The sequence below is a fragment of the Rhizobium sp. N621 genome, assembly GCF_001664325.1.
Taxonomy (GTDB): Bacteria; Pseudomonadota; Alphaproteobacteria; order Rhizobiales; family Rhizobiaceae; genus Rhizobium; species Rhizobium esperanzae.
In genome coordinates this window covers 353,163-369,430 of the sequence record NZ_CP013498.1, presented here as the reverse complement: position 1 = coordinate 369,430, position 16,268 = coordinate 353,163, and the positions used below count along the sequence as shown (strand labels likewise).

General features: G+C 60.0%; 17 protein-coding genes and 1 pseudogene. 5 read left to right on the top strand and 13 right to left on the bottom strand.

What is annotated here, in order from left to right; translation table 11 throughout:
- Positions 1-44: 44 nt before the first annotated feature.
- The gene (locus AMK00_RS26390) at positions 45-722 is read left to right on the top strand and encodes a spermidine synthase (protein WP_064812221.1); all 678 of its coding nucleotides are present in this window, start codon (positions 45-47) and stop codon (positions 720-722) included.
- 6 nt (positions 723-728) lie between these two features.
- Here AMK00_RS26390 and AMK00_RS26385 read toward each other — a convergent pair whose 3' ends face one another.
- The 3 genes from AMK00_RS26385 to AMK00_RS26375 all read right to left on the bottom strand — a co-directional run bounded on the left by AMK00_RS26385 (position 729) and on the right by AMK00_RS26375 (position 2,783).
- Positions 729-1,523 carry an HpcH/HpaI aldolase family protein gene (locus AMK00_RS26385; protein ID WP_064812220.1) on the bottom strand — a complete coding sequence of 265 codons (795 nt, stop codon included), beginning with the start codon at positions 1,521-1,523 and terminating at the stop codon, positions 729-731.
- 62 nt (positions 1,524-1,585) lie between these two features.
- Complete coding sequence (locus AMK00_RS26380) at positions 1,586-1,786, bottom strand: hypothetical protein (protein ID WP_020923173.1); 201 nt, start codon at positions 1,784-1,786, stop codon at positions 1,586-1,588.
- Positions 1,787-1,874: 88 nt separating this feature from the next.
- Positions 1,875-2,783 (bottom strand): choline sulfate utilization transcriptional regulator, encoded by a 909-nt coding sequence (locus AMK00_RS26375; RefSeq protein ID WP_064812219.1) that lies wholly within the window; start codon positions 2,781-2,783, stop codon positions 1,875-1,877.
- Between the two features lie 95 nt (positions 2,784-2,878).
- Between AMK00_RS26375 and betC the strand changes: the two genes are divergently transcribed.
- Positions 2,879-4,393, top strand: coding sequence for a choline-sulfatase (gene betC / locus AMK00_RS26370; protein ID WP_064812218.1), 1,515 nt, complete (start codon positions 2,879-2,881; stop codon positions 4,391-4,393).
- 4 nt (positions 4,394-4,397) lie between these two features.
- Here betC and AMK00_RS26365 read toward each other — a convergent pair whose 3' ends face one another.
- Complete coding sequence (locus AMK00_RS26365) at positions 4,398-5,258, bottom strand: sugar phosphate isomerase/epimerase family protein (RefSeq protein WP_064812217.1); 861 nt, start codon at positions 5,256-5,258, stop codon at positions 4,398-4,400.
- Positions 5,259-5,324: 66 nt separating this feature from the next.
- Positions 5,325-6,695: an amidase gene (locus AMK00_RS26360; RefSeq protein ID WP_064812216.1), complete on the bottom strand. Its 1,371-nt coding sequence runs from the start codon at positions 6,693-6,695 to the stop codon at positions 5,325-5,327.
- Between the two features lie 263 nt (positions 6,696-6,958).
- On the opposite strand from AMK00_RS26360, the gene AMK00_RS26355 reads away from it, so the two are divergent.
- Together AMK00_RS26355 and AMK00_RS26350 are read left to right on the top strand one after the other, a co-directional pair.
- Entirely contained in the window at positions 6,959-7,234 is a 276-nt protein-coding gene (locus tag AMK00_RS26355) for a hypothetical protein (protein WP_189637649.1), read from the top strand.
- Positions 7,235-7,347: 113 nt separating this feature from the next.
- A pseudogene (locus AMK00_RS26350) lies at positions 7,348-7,783 on the top strand (DUF1810 domain-containing protein).
- 36 nt (positions 7,784-7,819) lie between these two features.
- Here AMK00_RS26350 and AMK00_RS26345 read toward each other — a convergent pair.
- Positions 7,820-8,326 carry a hypothetical protein gene (locus AMK00_RS26345; RefSeq protein WP_064812214.1) on the bottom strand — a complete coding sequence of 169 codons (507 nt, stop codon included), beginning with the start codon at positions 8,324-8,326 and terminating at the stop codon, positions 7,820-7,822.
- Positions 8,327-8,583: 257 nt separating this feature from the next.
- Here AMK00_RS26345 and AMK00_RS26340 point away from each other — a divergent pair, with 257 nt between their 5' ends.
- Positions 8,584-9,102 carry a tetratricopeptide repeat protein gene (locus AMK00_RS26340; protein ID WP_011428172.1) on the top strand — a complete coding sequence of 173 codons (519 nt, stop codon included), beginning with the start codon at positions 8,584-8,586 and terminating at the stop codon, positions 9,100-9,102.
- Positions 9,103-9,219: 117 nt separating this feature from the next.
- Here AMK00_RS26340 and AMK00_RS26335 read toward each other — a convergent pair whose 3' ends face one another.
- From AMK00_RS26335 to AMK00_RS26305, 7 genes are all read right to left on the bottom strand, one after another.
- Complete coding sequence (locus AMK00_RS26335; RefSeq protein ID WP_064812213.1) at positions 9,220-9,789, bottom strand: hypothetical protein; 570 nt, start codon at positions 9,787-9,789, stop codon at positions 9,220-9,222.
- Positions 9,790-9,856: 67 nt separating this feature from the next.
- Positions 9,857-11,161 carry a hypothetical protein gene (locus tag AMK00_RS26330; RefSeq protein ID WP_064812212.1) on the bottom strand — a complete coding sequence of 435 codons (1,305 nt, stop codon included), beginning with the start codon at positions 11,159-11,161 and terminating at the stop codon, positions 9,857-9,859.
- Between the two features lie 15 nt (positions 11,162-11,176).
- Positions 11,177-12,121 carry a type II secretion system F family protein gene (locus AMK00_RS26325; RefSeq protein WP_064812211.1) on the bottom strand — a complete coding sequence of 315 codons (945 nt, stop codon included), beginning with the start codon at positions 12,119-12,121 and terminating at the stop codon, positions 11,177-11,179.
- 7 nt (positions 12,122-12,128) lie between these two features.
- Positions 12,129-13,082, bottom strand: coding sequence for a type II secretion system F family protein (locus tag AMK00_RS26320; RefSeq protein ID WP_064808582.1), 954 nt, complete (start codon positions 13,080-13,082; stop codon positions 12,129-12,131).
- Entirely contained in the window at positions 13,079-14,527 is a 1,449-nt protein-coding gene (locus tag AMK00_RS26315; RefSeq protein WP_064808580.1) for a CpaF family protein, read from the bottom strand. Before AMK00_RS26315 ends, AMK00_RS26320 begins: the two co-directional genes overlap by 4 nt.
- Before the next feature lie 15 nt (positions 14,528-14,542).
- Positions 14,543-15,115 (bottom strand): L,D-transpeptidase, encoded by a 573-nt coding sequence (locus AMK00_RS26310; RefSeq protein WP_064808578.1) that lies wholly within the window; start codon positions 15,113-15,115, stop codon positions 14,543-14,545.
- Complete coding sequence (locus tag AMK00_RS26305) at positions 15,112-16,254, bottom strand: response regulator/pilus assembly protein (protein WP_064808576.1); 1,143 nt, start codon at positions 16,252-16,254, stop codon at positions 15,112-15,114. Before AMK00_RS26305 ends, AMK00_RS26310 begins: the two co-directional genes overlap by 4 nt.
- Between the last annotated feature and the right edge of the window lie 14 nt (positions 16,255-16,268).

Here is a 16,268-nt window from a genome sequence, read left to right as displayed (position 1 = left end):
TGCCTGTGCTAGGTGACGCTTTCTTCAGATGAGGCGAAACTGTCATGCTGCCCTGGATTCAACTCGATTCCGCGACCATTCCCGGCGAAGGCGGCGAACTCAGGCTGAAGCAGCGCGGCAGCGAGTTCTCGATCATGCTCGGCGCCAACGAGCTGATGAACAGCCGCCTCAGCGGCTCGGAGGAAGCGCTCGCCACGCTTTCCTGGGAGCGGATCAACGCGCATCCAAAGCCGAGAATCCTTATCGGCGGCCTCGGCATGGGCTTTACGCTACGCGCCGCTCTCGCCGTCCTTCCCGAAGATGCCGGCGTCACCGTGGCCGAACTCGTGCCCGCCGTCGTCGCCTGGGCGCGCGGGCCGATGGCCGGGGTCTTCAAGGGCTGTCTCGACGATCCCCGCGTCGGCATCCATCAGGGGGACGTCGGCGAGGCGATCCGCGCCGGCAAGAGCGCCTATGACGCGATCCTGCTCGATGTCGACAATGGACCGGATGGGCTGACCCGCAAATCCAACGACCGGCTCTATGATTTCGCCGGCCTGCGCTCCGCGCGCGAGGCGCTTCGCCCCGGCGGCGTGCTCGCCGTCTGGTCATCCGGCCCCGATCCGGATTTCACACGGCGGCTCAAGGACAGCGGCTTTGCCGTCGATGCCGTCAATACCCGCGCCGGTCGCAAACGCGGCGTCCGCCACGTCATCTGGCTTGCGCTTAAACCGACCCGCTGACGAAGATCAGCTGCCGGAAGCGATCCTGCGGGCGGCATTGATGGCGCGGCGGGCGCCGGCGCGCAGCTGTATGGTCTCGGCACCGGCGATGACCAGATCAAAGCCGAACTTCAGCAGCTCGCCGGCCCGCTCTCCATCGCCGGCATAGGCGCAGGCGAATTTGCCGTGGGCGCGGCAGCGCGCAACGGCGTGCTGCATGGCGCTGTCGATCTCGGCCGCATTCGGCGCCACCTGGTCGCCGTTCGACAGCGCAATCGAAAGGTCGGCGGGGCCGACGAAGATGCCGTCGATGCCGGTCACGCCGAGAATGCCGTCGATCGCGTCGAGAGCGGCGCGGGTTTCGACCATGGCAATGGCGACGGTGAGTTCGTTGGCGTTCTTGAGATAGACGTCAGCCGACAGACCGGTATGGTTCAGCGCCAATGACGGTCCCCAGCTGCGCTCGCCGAGGGGCGGATATTTTGTGGTCCTGACCAGAGCGCGCGCGTCCTCGGCCGAATTGATCATCGGTGCGATGATCCCCGAGGCGCCGGCATCGAGCAGCCGCGAAGCGGAGGCGAAATCGCCGACGGGAATGCGCGCGATGGCCGGCTTGCCGGCAAGACGCGTCTGAGCGACGGCGTTTGCCGCCGACTGCATGTCCCACATGCCGTGCTGCATATCCAGCACGACGGCATCGAAAGCTTCCTGCGCCAGATGGTTGACGAGCATGGCGTCGGGGATGCCGACCCAGGCGGAGATCATGCCGCCCTTGTGCTTCCTGATCCGGTCCGCAAAGCTATCGATTTCAGCTGCGCTCATGCCATTCTCCTCATTTCGACAGGCCGTCAACGGCCGGATTGCCGCCAAACGGCAGCAGCAACTTATCCTCTGCGACGCCGCCGCGAGATGATGACGACCACAACGATGCCCGCCGCCGCCAGAATGGCGCCCCAGAGCATCCAGATCGGTTGGGCGATCATGAAACTGGATGCCGGATAGGGAAAATAGCCGCTTCCCTGCCCGATCCAGATCAGGCCAAGCAAGACCATAAGCAGTCCGATGACATATCCGATCATTCGCATCCTTCAGTCACCTTCTTCTTGGATTCGCTCCCACAATGTCGATCGCCATCGCCGATGACAAGGCTTCTCCCGAGGAGAAATACAACCGCTACTCACCATTTCTCGTCACCTCATCCGACAGCCAGGCGCTGAGCCTTTCGCTGTGGACATTTGGAGATCGAGGCGGCACGAGCCAATAACCGCGGTCGGACGCCTCGAGCGGCGGGCCGGCTTCGACAAGCATGTGTGCCGAAAGAAGGGTATCGACGAGCCCCATCCAGCCGATCGCCACACCCTGCTCAGTGAGAGCGGCCTGGATGACCAGCGAATAGGTATTGAAAGTGATATCGCCGCGCCCGGCATCGGTATCGCGCGGAACGGAGAACTCGGCAAGATATGTGCGCCAGTCGAACCAGGGCGATGGCAGCGGCGCGTCGAGATGGATCAGCCTTGCCTTGGCAAGCTGTCTCGGATCATCGAAGGGGCCGTTGCGATCGAGGAACCCGCGCGTGCAAACGGGCACGATGCTCTCCGGCAGCAGAAGTGTACCGACGGCGCCGAATTCGTCGCGCGTACCGAAAACCACCGCGACATCTGCCTCGTCGCGAAATCCGGCTGCAAGCCGCTGCGTCGCGACAATCTGCATATCCGTTTCCGGGTGCAGACGGCGAAAGCCATCCATGCGTGGGATCAGCCAAAGTGCCGAAAAGGCATAATCGGTCCTCAGCCTCACGACTGGTCGTTGGGCCTCGACCCGGAAACTGCGGGCGAGTGCGTCGATGTCGCCGACTGCTTTTGCCGTCACCTCAAGAAGCCGCTCGCCCTCGACAGTCAGTTCGACCCCCCGCTGCCGGCGGCGCAACAGACTGACGCCGAACTGCTCTTCCAGCCGGCGGATCTGATAGCTGACGGCTGGCTGGGTTAGCCGGAGATGTGCTGCAGCCGCAGAAAAGCTCCCAAGCCGCGCCACCTCCAGGAAGAGGCGCATCCATCCGAGCTCAGGCGGTCGTTCTGACATAAAAATCCTTTTTCTCAGCTATCAGAAAAAGCTGTCTTTACAGGCACGATATTAGACGCTTCAATAAAATCTTCAAATAGCAAAAGGCAATTCACATGGCGCGCCCGAACATCCTCATCCTGATGGTGGATCAGCTGAACGGAACCTTCTTTCCCGATGGTCCCGCGGATTTTCTTCACGCGCCCCACCTCAAATCGCTCGCCGAGCGCTCGGTGCGTTTCGCCAATACCTATACGGCGAGCCCGCTCTGTGCGCCGGCGCGGGCCTCCTTCATGTCCGGGCAATTGCCGAGCCGGACGCGCGTCTATGACAACGCAGCCGAATTTGCCTCCGATATCCCGACCTATGCCCACCATCTGCGCGCGGCCGGATACCAGACGGCACTCTCAGGCAAGATGCATTTCGTCGGCCCCGACCAGCTGCACGGCTTCGAGGAACGCCTGACGACGGATATCTATCCGGCCGATTTCGGCTGGACACCCGACTACACCAAGCCCGGCGAGCGCATCGACTGGTGGTACCACAATCTCGGCTCGGTCACCGGCGCCGGCGTGGCCGAAATCACCAACCAGATGGAATATGACGACGAGGTCGCCTATCACGCCACGCGGAAACTCTACGACCTCTCGCGTGGCCATGACGAGCGCCCCTGGTGCCTGACCGTCAGCTTCACCCATCCGCACGACCCCTATGTCGCGCGCCGCAAATTCTGGGATCTCTATGAGGACTGCCCTGCCCTCGACCCGGCGGTTGCGCCGATCGCCTATGAACAGCAGGATCCGCATTCGCAGCGTCTGATGAAAGCCTGCGACCAAGATGCTTTCGACATCAGCGGCGAACATGTCAGGCGGGCAAGACGCGGCTATTTCGCCAATATCTCCTATGTCGACGAGAAGATCGGCGAGATTCTCGATGTGCTGGAACGCAGCCGTATGGCCGATAACACGATCATCCTCTTCGTCTCCGACCATGGCGACATGCTCGGCGATCGCGGCCTCTGGTTCAAGATGAACTTCTTCGAAGGTTCGGCCCGCGTTCCGCTGATGATTGCGGCGCCGGGCTGGAAGCCGAAGCGCATCGACCAGCCCGTCTCCACTCTCGACGTGACACCGACGCTCGCCGGCCTCATCGGGATCGATATCGCCTCGTTGAGGCCATGGACCGAAGGCTGGGATCTCGCAGCGCTTGCCGAGGGCAGCGGCAGCCGTGGTCCCGTGCCGATGGAATATGCCGCGGAAGGGTCCGAGGCGCCGCTCGTCTGCCTCAGGGACGGGCGCTACAAGCTCTCGCTCTGCGAGAAGGACCCGCCGATGCTGTTCGATCTCGAGGCCGATCCGCAAGAACTCGAGAATTTGGCGGTCGACCCGGCGCATGCCGACACTTTGGCGCGGCTGGTCGAACAGACCAGCCGGCGCTGGAATCTTGGCGATTTCGACGCGGCCGTGCGTGAAAGCCAGGCGCGCCGCTGGGTGGTCTACGCCGCGCTGCGCAACGGCGCCTATTATCCCTGGGATTATCAACCGCTGCAGAAAGCCTCTGAGCGCTACATGCGCAACCACATGGATCTGAACGTGCTGGAGGAGAGCCAGAGGTTCCCGCGCCAGGAATAGGCTTTTAAGCCGACCTGCGCGCCGGCGCCTCACGCAGGAAATCCTCGATGAACGCCATTTGCAGCAGAATGCCATCCCATTCGTCGGGGAAGAACGGCGAGTCGTAAATCAGCGTGAAAGGACCGGCGTAACCGGCCGTCTCGCACATCTCCAGGCATTTGCGGTAATCCTCGGCATCGAGACCCACAGCGTTATAGTCCGCCTTGGCGTGGCAGATTTCCGCCCGGCGCATGATATCGGCAAGGCCCGGATATTTTTCCGGCGCCGCCCAGTTGCCAAGATCGCCGTTGAGCCCGACCTTGCCGTCCAGCCGGTCCAGCAGCCAGTTCATCTCGACCGGTGACGGCAGCAGGTCGAACCAGTTCTCGACGACGACACGCACGCCGCTGCCTTCCGCCTTTTCGGCCAGCCAGCCAAGATGGCGGGCGGCACGGGCAAGGTTTTCCTCCGTCGGCTTCTGTTTGCCGGCGATGACGCGCATTCTTTGCGCCCCGAGCGCCGCCGCGATATCGATCCACTCTGCCATCCATCTGACATCGCGTTCGGCCGTTTCGGGATGGCTTGGATCGCCGTCCTCGACGAGCAGCGTCTGGAACAGCACGTTCGAGGCCGCCATCGCGTCGCTGAGTTCAGTTAGATAAGCGGCATCAAGGCTCGGCAGATGGAAGGAACAGACCTCCAGCCGGTAGATGCCGCGCACAGCGAGCGCCGCCGGCATGTCGATCAGCGCCGCACCGCCGGGGCCGTAGGGCTCTTTCGGCGCCGCACTCTTGCCGGGATCGGGGCTATAGCCATAAACGGCGCCGAGCAGCCGATGCAGCGACCAGGTCGAAACCGCGAAGCGTCCGTTCTGCAAAACTTGCACGTGCTTTCCTCCAGGATCTCCTCGTCCATCAATGGCAATAAACACCGGGCGGTTCAATTGCGAATTTCAGACGAAATCGCCGCGGACCGCCGCCTCGGCGGCAAGGGCCGCCCCCAGCAGCGCCCCGTCGCGACTTGCGGTCGCCGAAAGCAGCAGACCGACCGGCATGCCTGCTGCGCCCGTGCCGCAGGGGATGGAAACGCCGCACCAGTCGAGGAAATTGCCGAGCGCGGTGTTGCGCAACGTCTTGTTATTCGCAGCGAAGAAGAGTTCGTCATCCTCTTCCAGCGGCGCGATCGGCGGAGCGACGTGGGCGACGGTGGGAAAGGCCAGCAGACGATTGCCAATGAGACGGTCGGCATCGGCAATCAGGCGGCTGCGCGCCTGCAGCATCGCGATGTAATCGGGCGCCGTCGTCCTGCTTCCCAAGCGGGTGCGCATGACGACGCGATGGTCCATACGGTCTGCGTCCGGTCCCGCCAATCGCTCCTGGTGAAGGGCGAAAGCCTCCGCCGTCACCAGTGGACCATACCTCGTCATCAGATCGAAGATTTGGCTGAAGGCTGGAATGACGGTGCGGGTAACAGAGGCGCCGGCGCTTTGAAGGCGTTCCAAAGCTGCCTGGAACGCGACAGTCACGCCCGGTTCCACGGCATCGAAAACGACATTTTCGGGCACGAGCAATTCCAGCCCCCGCAGCGGACGCTCGACGACATCGGGCGCGGTCAGGCCGCGCATCGCCGCATCGATCCACACCGCATCCCTGACGCTGCGGCAGAGCGGCCCCAGCGAATCCAGGCTCTTTGCCAGCGGATAGACGCCGTCCATCGCATGACGGCCTGATGTCGCCTTGTAGCCGACGATCCCGTTGAAGGCGGCGGGAATGCGCACCGACCCGCCGGTATCCGTGCCCATAGCGACCGGCACCAGCCCGGCTGCGACGGCAACACCGGCGCCGGAGGAGGAGCCGCCGGGGATGCGAGGGAGATCGGTACCGCGCGGATTGACCGGCGTGCCGTAATGCGGATTGATGCCAAGGCCGGAAAAGGCAAATTCGCTCATATTGGTGCGGCCTATGGCGACCATGCCCGCCTGCCTGAGGAGACCGACAACCGCCGCATCGCGAGTGGCGGGCGGATCGGCGGCCAGGACAACGGACCCTGCCGTCGTTGGCAGACCCTCAATGTCGAAAAGATCCTTCCAGGCGATCGGAATGCCATCCAGCAAACCGAGCGAGCGCCCTTCCCGCAAACGTTTGGAGGAGGCGTGCGCCTCCTCCATCGCCCGACCTTCGAGCAGTGTGGTGAAGACCGCCTTGTCGGCATAATTTGCGATGGATTCGAATACCGTTTCGGCCACATCGACCGGATCGGCAGCGCCGCCTTGGATGAGGACGGAAAGTTGGGCGACAGACATCGCACCGAAGGATTTGCTCATGGGACGGTCCTGATGAGAGATGCCGCCAAGGACTAACCCGGATCATTCGAGCGGGCCAGAGCCTCACGATCTTTTGCATTTATTGGTACGAATTTTTGAACACTGAGTTTGCATATTGCCCCTTCAATTACCACGATTGAAGACACACATGCATGCACGCATGGCGAGCCGGCACGAGGGTGAGAGTTACTCTTCGACCGGCCGCATGTGTTGCAGGAGTAATTAAAATGACAGATTGTGAAACTTTAAGCCGTCGCCAGGATATGGTGACCCTCCACGTGAAAGAGGACGAAACTGCCGGTCCGGGCGAGCGCGACTATGTGGAACATGTCAGCGCCCAGAAACTTTCCGGTTTCGAGCGCATCGTCGTGGTCGCAGCGTTGGTTGTCTTGAGCTTTGTCGGTTTTGCCGCATATTCTACCAGCGAGACGGATCCGGTGACGACATCGGCCATTGCCGCCACCCCTGGTGATACGCCGCATCATCAGCCTTATGGCCATTGCCGCGACAGCAGCCCTTACGCTGAACGGGTCTGCTGACAGCAAGCCAACGACCCCGGGCGACATTGTTGTTCGCCCAGGGGAGAAGTTGCTTCGCCAGGCATGGAGACCTCTGGCTTAAGGCTGCGTTGACAGCAAAAGGGGAAAGAACCATGGCCGGCAAGATCGATTACAATCTCGAACGTTTCGTCAATGCCCAAAACGGCGTCTACGAGCAGGCGCTTTCCGAGCTGAAGGCCGGACGGAAAACCTCTCATTGGATGTGGTTCATCTTCCCACAGATCGCTGGTCTCGGCACCTCTGCAATGGCGGAAAAATATGCCATACGCTCGGCCGGGGAAGCCGCCGCCTACCTCGCTGATCCCACTCTCTCAAGCCGGCTGCTGCGCTGCGTCGAGGCGATTTTATCGATCGACGGCCGATCGGCCCATGACATCCTCGGCTCGCCTGATGATCTCAAGCTGCGCTCATCGATGACCTTGTTTGCGGCGATCAGCGATCACGGCTCGCCCTTTCACGGCGATCGAACGTTTTTATCAGGGAAAGTTCGACGAGCGGACGATCGAGATCCTCAGCGCCAAGGACTAAGCGGAGTTGATGAAGGACATGCGCCGCTAGGTTTTTCTACCGGAACGACATTGTACGCTTGATGATTGTTACATGGCAGCAAACGCAAGCCAAAAACACGGATATAAAAAGGACAGTCCCTAGCGGCGAGTAGGATAGCGGCAGGAACGACCAGTCGCCTCGCTGAAGCTGTGGCATCGCAAAGGCGGATAGGTCGGCTTGCGCGACTGCTGCCCGTCCCATGGTCAGACCGGTCGCGATCAGCGCGATATGGGCATGGATGAACCCCGATCGGTAGTGTCTTTGCGGCTGCAGGGCCACTCGAATCCCAAAGATTGAGGCAAGCATCAACAGGACCGTAGCGCTCCAAATTCCGATGCCGGGTACCGCCAAAAGCAGATAAATCGGCTCGCGCATGACAGGAAGAATTGTCATATGCAGCCACCAGACGGAGGCGCTCGAGGGGTAGCTTTCCAAGAGCAGCATGCTGAGGATGAACATCGATGCTATCGCGTAAGCCAGTGATGGCCCAAGTCGCATCAGTGTGAAAATAGCGATCCGCATAGGGCGTCCCATCCTTTGACCTGAGAGCAGGGTAGGCGACGTTGATTAATTTTCTACTCTGAGAATCACCGAACGCATGATACCAACTTCGAATGGTTGGCACTTATCATGCTGACGCGTTAGGGCGTAGACCGCCTCTGTCGCTTTTTTGTGACTAATTGCTCAAATTCTTGAGTTGTTAGCTTTTTTTTACGATGATTTCCGGTGAGCGCATCCGGATCTTTGGTAAGAACGTCTGATGGGGGATCAAATTGCCAATGTTGCAGATCAGAGCTGGAACCAAATGCATCGCGTTTTTGATAGCGGCTGGAGCGATTTTAGCTGGTTGCCAGTCATCCAGCGACGGCCTCGCTGCTTATGGCGATAGTGCAAAGACCCTCGAGGATGACTCGGCCGTCGCCTTCTATAAGAACGACGAGTTGATAACCAACGGGAAATTGCAGTTCCAGGAAAAGAACTACGGAAAATCCTATGCCATCTACAAGCGAGCGGTTGATGTGTTTCCGCAAGATCCGGCCGCCTGGCTCGGTCTCGCGGCCTCGGCCGATATGGTTGCCCGCTTCGACACGTCGGACCGCGCCTACCAGCAGCTCTCCCGAATGATCGGCAACACCCCGGTCTATTACAACAATATCGGATATTCTCACCTGTTACGCGGTGACTTGCGTACTGCCAGGCGGTACTTCCTGAAAGCCTATGAGCTCGATCCCGGGAACGAAGTCACTGCCCGTAATCTCGAATTGATGAAGAACAGCGTGAAGTATGCTCAGCGCTGATAGGCCCCTCAGCGCTCGGCAATCCTGTGTCGAGATGAGAGCGCCCTAGAATGAGCGCGGGACGTCGTCCCTGGCCGCGTCCACCGATTGCCTTGGATTTTTCGGCGAAGTCGGTGTTTACCGTGCCTTTCGAAGGATGAGCTGACCTTGCGGTGAGAGCGTTCGTTCGTAACGCGGCAGGTTATTGACTGGAATGCCGCCGGCTTCGATAGACGCAAGAGTGCTATCCAGCATTTGAGTTTCCGCTGCCATGGTGCGAGGTGCGAAAAACTGCGCCGGCTCCTTGCCGGGCGCGCTCAGGACCAAAGCTGAGCCCATGCGTGCACCGCTTATGTCGTTGCGCATCCCCTCGTTCATCGACAAAATGGACTTTTGCAGGCTATCCATCTCTTGACGGATAAGTGCGAGTTCGTCGGCCTTGGCGTTGCTCGCGATCTTGTCCGACTGCTTTTCCATTTGTCCTCTCAAGCCCTCAATGGACCTTTTAAGCGCTGCGATGCTCTCGCGGCTCTCGCGAACATCCGCTGAGTTTTTGGCAGTATAGATGAGAACGCCAGCATTCAGGGGCAAGAGTATAAGGAGCAGACCGACGATGAGTGGGTTTCTTGAGGCTCTCGGCTCAATCACTCGCATGTTGCTTGGTCTCGCGCCGCCTGCTTCGCCGTCGATGCTCGGGATGCTGGTCATTCGTTTACTCCCCGTAAGTCGTTAACTGGATTGAATCAGGACGCCGCGCGCGGCGCAAGGTCCGCGATCATTCCGACGTGAATACACCTTCCCAGGCGCGGTCCAGCATATCGAGTGACGCGATTCTCTCTATGCCATTGAACTCGCAGTAAGAACCGACAAAATCCAAAAGATATTTCGGATGATAACAAGACGCTAGCACATCGTCGTTGTACTTGCGATCGTAGAACAGGTGCAGGTCTGGATCACGGACGGCCAATCCGGCACCGCTGGCATAGGATTTGAAAATTCTGATGTATTCGTCACGCGAAGGCGTGTTCACATAGATCTTGTATTTGAGGCGCCGCAAGCCCGCCTCGTCGGAGAGGTCCTTCGGTGCGATATTCGTCGAAAAGACGACCAGCTCGTCAAAGGGAACCTTGAACTTCTTGCCGGTGTGCAGCGTCAGGAAGTCGTATCCGCGCTCGAGCGGCACAATCCAGCGATTGATGAGCGCCTGCGGCGCCACTTGCTGACGCCCGAAGTCGTCGATGATGAAAACGCCGCCGGACGCCTTTAAGTGGATGGGCGCCTCATAGACATTTGGTCCCGCGTTGAAGGTGAGATCGAGTTGATCGAGGGTCAATTCCCCGCCCGTCTTGATCACCGGACGGCGGCATTCGATCCATCGTTGATCTGCTTTCGGATGGGATTCCGCGTCAGCCTCCGATACCGGGTGATGCACTGCTTCATCATAGAAACTGATGACATGGCCGCCGACCTCGATGGCATAGGGCACCCAGATGGTTTGGCGAAACAGTTGCGACGTCCGCTCGGCGATGCTCGTCTTTCCGTTGCCGGGCGGTCCGTAAAGCAGGATGGAGCGACCGGAGTTCAGGGCCGGACCGAGCTTTTCGACCAGGGTGTGTGAGAGCACCAGCCCCTCAAGGCTCTCGGTTAGCCGCTCGGGGGTCACGCGCTCGTGATGGATGGACTGCAAAGAGATTTGCCGGCAGAACGCATCCAGCGACACCGGCGCCGGCCCGACATATTGGCTTTGACGCGACGCCGCGTGGGCATATTCGAACCCCTTCATTGACAGCGCATAGCGAATATCAGATCGCACATCCTCACCAGCCAGGCCGCGAGCCTCGAGATAGGCGAGTTTCACGAGTTCCTTGATCAGGATATTGACGATCACTTTCGGCAATTTCATTCGATCGGCCAGATGAGATGCCGTGATTGTATCCTGCTCGGCCGCACATTTTGACGCCAGCCGAAGCAGGAACGACGAATCCAGTCCCGCTTGTTCTATGCTCGCGGGTGCCATCGGCATACGCGGATCGAGGGAAACGATGACCTCGTTACGATTCTGTTCGAGCGAATACTGCATACGACCTCGCTTAGCTCAACCGCCGGGTTTGATGCCGATGAGAAGAGTGATGACACGGATAACAATGGGAACGAGAACGATGATGAGGCTTACCGGAAAAAGGAACGCCCCGAGCGGCAGCAGCATCTTGACCGGCAGGGCGTTTGCCTTTTCCTCTGCGCGAACAATGCGCAGATCGCGCATTTCCTTGCTGTAGACCCGCAGCGTCTGCGTGACGCTGGTCCCGAGCTCCTCCGATTGGCGGAACAGAACGGAAAGGGCCCGGGCCTCGTCGATTCTCAGGCGCGTGGCAAGGTTAGCGAGCGCCTCGCGCAATCGCCGGCCGCCCCGCACTTCCAGCATCATGATCGACAGATGCAGCCCGAAGTCCTGCTGCTTGTCGACGAATTCCCGGGCAACACGGTTCGCCGCTGCCTCGATGCTCATCCCCGCATCGAGGCAGACGATCAGCATATCCATGAAATCGGGAAAGAGGCGGCGGTATTCCCGCTCTTTGGCGGCGCCACGCCGGTCGATATAGATATTGACCAGAATGAAGGTTACGCCCGCAGCAAACATGGCAACGATCAGGGTCGCCATCTGCGACATGTTCGGCGCGAGGCGGTTTAAGGCCCAAACCGCCGCGACGAGCACGCTGATACAGACCACCGCGCGAACCACTTGGAAGGTGGTCACGGCGCCGGCCGCGAAATACCCCGCCCGAATCAGCCGGTTCTGGGTGGAGTTCAAATTCGTGTCACGTCGCGTAATCTCGAAATAACGACGAATCAGGCGGTTTTCCGCCTCGCCGAGATCGGCAATCGTCGTGTCGCCAAGGTGGAACTCGTCGCCGGCCCCTGCCGAGCTCTTCGACACCCGAACCGAGACTTCGCGCTGTCGAAAAAACAGTTCCGAGGCTGCCGCAGTAAAGATCAGCACTGCAAAGAAGACGATGAGGTAGATTCCATACTCACTCGACATGACCGCCTCAGTACTCGAAGTTCACCATCTTGTAGAGAATGACATTCCCGATCGCCATGACGGTGAGCAGCACGCTCACCACGGCGGTTCCGTGGCCACTGTCCCAGACGGGATCGAAGTAGGTCGGCGACAACGCCTTGATCATCGCGTAGAGCAAAAAGGGATAGACCGACATGAAGATCGCGGTGATGCGTCCTTCCGAGGAAATTGCCCTGACCTTTGCCCTGAGCATCGACCGGTCTCGCAACGTCTTCGAAAGGTTCTGCAAGATCTCCACCAGATTTCCGCCGGTTCCTGCCTGCACGCTCAGCGATATCGCAAGCAGGTTCAGATCCTCGACGCCGACCCGGTCGGCCAAATTGACAAGGGCATCGTCCAGCGTCACACCGTAGGTGAGTTCATCCGAGAGAAGGCCGAACTCGGTGCCGATCGGATCAGGCATCTCGCGTGCCACCAAAGCAATCGCCGCCGGCAGCGGGTGACCGGCGGCCAAGCTGCGATTGGCGACATCGAGCGCTTCAGGAAGCTTCAGTTCGAATGTCTTCATGCGGCGCGCGCGGGCGCGCCAGACGACGAGTGCGGGGATGAGGAGGCAGATCACGAGAAAGATCGGCACCCTAAACAAAGTGCTCGGTACGAGGAACTGAACGACCAGCCACGTCAAGAGTGCGCCCGCGATTGCGAAGAGCGCAAATCGCATGGCAGCGAACTTGATTCCCGACTGGGCGTAGAACTGCATCAGCCGCTGCATCACAGGGGTTTGCTGCCAACTGCCGGCAACGCCGCGCTCCTTGAGCATGTCGCCATAGGTCTTGCGATGATCATCGCTGACCTCGAGCAATCTCAGCCGATGGTTCACGGCGCGGTGGCGTTCGGATGTCTTGAAGTAGCCGCGCATGATCGCTTCGACGGCAACAAGAGCCGCGGTGAAAACGGCCGCGTAAAGAAGAATCAGGTTCATTGAACTGGTCCCGTTTGCAGCGGTTTACCCGGATCAAAGATCGCCACCGGGATCTCGATCCCGAGTTCGGCAAACTCCTCGACGAACCGCGGCCGAATACCGGTGGCGCGGAATTCGCCATGGATCCGCCCACCTTCATCGGTACCGAGCTTCTTGAATTTCATGATCTCCTGCATCTGAACGACTTCGCCCTCCATGCCGGTGATCTCGGAAATCGAGACGACCTTGCGGCTGCCGTCGCTCAGGCGCTGGACCTGCACGATGATGGTGATGGCGGACGAGATCTGCGAGCGAATGCTCAACTGCGACATTGGCATCCCGGCCATGCCGACCATCTGCTCAAGCCGACCGACGGCGTCGCGGGGCGTGTTGGCGTGAATCGTCGTCATCGATCCCTCGTGACCGGTATTCATCGCCTGCAGCATGTCGAACGCCTCGTCGCCGCGGACTTCGCCGACGATGATGCGGTCGGGTCGCATGCGCAGGGCGTTTTTCAAAAGCTCGCGTTGCCGGATCTCGTTGCGTCCGTCGAGCGTCGGCGGTCGGGTTTCCAAACGCCCGACATGTGGCTGCTGCAGCTGAAGCTCGGCCGCATCCTCGATGGTGATCAGGCGTTCCTTTGGAGAAATCTGCGACGAGAGAGCATTGAGCAAGGTGGTCTTGCCAGAACCGGTGCCACCTGAAATCACCATGGACACCTTACCCTTGACGGCGGCGCTGAGAAGGATGCGCATCGCATCGGCCATGGCGCCATACTGCACGAGGCGCTCCAATGTCAGCGGTTTGCGGGTGAATTTGCGAATGGATACGAGCGGTCCATCGACCGAGATCGGCCTGATGGCGACGTTGACACGTGAGCCATCCTTGAGGCGGGCGTCAACCATCGGCGTCGATTCGTCGACGCGGCGGCCGACTGCCGAGACGATCTTGTTGATCACCCGAAGGAGATGGTCCTCGTCTTTGAACCGCACGGCAGTGCTCTCGAGCTTGCCGCTCCGCTCGACATAGACGCTGTTATAGCCGTTGATGAGAATATCCGCGATGGTATCGTCGGCCAGCAGCGGCTCGACCGGTCCCAAGCCGAGCATCTCGTCGGTGATATCGCGGATCAGATCATTGATTTCCTTGGCGTTCAGCGGAAAGTTGTTACTGCGGATATAGTCCTTGACCAACGGCCGGATTTCGGTGGCGATCTCCTCGTTGTCGAGTGTGTCGAGGATTCCGAGGTTAATGCGATCGAGCAGGTAGCGGTGCAGATTGACTCGCTCGGAAACCATGTCCGCCCCGACCGAAGCCTCGTCGCCACTCGCCGTGGCGCTGTCAGGGACCGGCTGGGCAGGTATGTTCTGAACAGTGCCGACGAGGGACACCTCGGCCGCCTCCGGATGTTCCCGGCTTTCAGGCTCCTGCCGCTTATAGAAACGCCCCATGATGCCGTTCGCCATGCTTCCACCCCTGAACTATTTTACAATGACCGTGGAACCGACTTTCACTCGCTCATAGAGATCGATGACGTCGGCATTGCTCATGCGAAAACAGCCCGATGACGCGAAACCGCCGACCGTAGACTGCTCGTTCGTTCCATGAATGCGGTACAGCGTGTCGGTTCTGTCCTTGTAGAGATAGATCCCGCGAGCGCCCAATGGATTGAGCGGCCCGGCGGGCACCAGGTCCGGAAGTCCGGCCGCGCGCGCCTTCATCTCGGCAGGCGGGCGCCAGTCAGGCCACTCAGCCTTGCGTCCAACCTTGACGGTGCCGCTCCAGCGGAAGCCGTCTCGTCCGACGCCGATCTTGTAGCGGATCGCGCGTCCTTGGGAGATGACGAGATCCAGCGTGCGGTTCGCGGTGACGATGACGATTGTTCCGGGCGCGTAGTTCTTTTCGATCGCCACCATGGCGCTTGTCGTCGGCCCGAGGCTTCGCGGCACAAGCCCGGCTGCTGTGGCATCCCCGGCGGCGGCCAGAATTGCCAAAACCACAAGGCTGATCTGGGCGGCGCGGGACCTTATTCGCCCGCTGTCGATCGCCTTCATCGCACCAGTGCTCCGAGTTTGCCGACCGCTGCACAGAAGCGCGCCCGGGAATTCACTTGAAATGGCAGCACGCCGCGGTTGGCCGCCTCGCTCAAGGTGTCCCAGTCATCCCCGATGACATGCGTCGGGATGTCCTTGAATATCTTCTCCGTTTGTTGCCGGCGCACGCCGAGGCCGAAAAGCTTGGCACGGTATTTGTTGATGACGATGAATATCTGATCCGAACTGCCTCGCAGCCGTACGAGGTTGGCGAACAAATCCTTGGCTTGAGAGAGCGCGGGAACCGTCATTTCAGTGACGATGCAGATGCTGTTGACCGAAGTGAGCACATCGTATTTCCACGGCGTGTCATAATAGGGAATGTCGATGATCGTGTGATCGCTCTCGAAGGCGGCCACGTCGAGCATACGCAGAACGAGTTCACCACCCTTCGGCGCCAGAAGGACGGATGGCTGCTTGAAGGACAGCAGTGAAAAGCCCCCCGAATGACGCTTTTTCACCAGATCGATGAATTCCAGGTCGACCCGGGAAGGATTGGCGATGACTGGTTTCAAGTCATAGTCGTTGACGAGATTGAGATAATAGCCAAGCGTCCCGGCGCAGAAATCCGTGTCGAACAGGTCAACCCGCGGCTTGGAATTCTTGGTCGGTTGGGCCAGCACATGCGCCAGCGATGAGGCGATCATGCTGGCGCCGGCGCCACCGACGGCCGAGACCACGGCATGCACGCGGCTGTCGCTGGCCCCAGTGCCTGGCGCATGGGTCGAAATCATGTCTATCAGGGCGCGGCGCTCGAGCGGCTTCTTCAGCCAGTCATTGCCGTTCAGGCGGAAGAGCAGCCTCAGCATGTCGTCCGGGAGATCTTCGGAAACGACGATGAGGGGGATATCCCGGTAGCTGGTGCGAAACGCGAAGAGCTCCGGACGCTGCAGCAATTCGCCCCTGTCGACGTCGAGAACGATCAGGTCGAACTGCGTCGGATCGAACTTGCCCTTTTCCCCGAGCGCTTTCAGTGCCAGATGGCGCACATCGTAACGCGAAAGCGACCCGAACGTATCGAGCATGAAGCTCGCTGCCGCCGCGTCGTCGGAGAGAACCAGGATCTTGGTGGATGCGGCAATGTTCATGTGCGCTGTCATTTCGCTTTCCTACG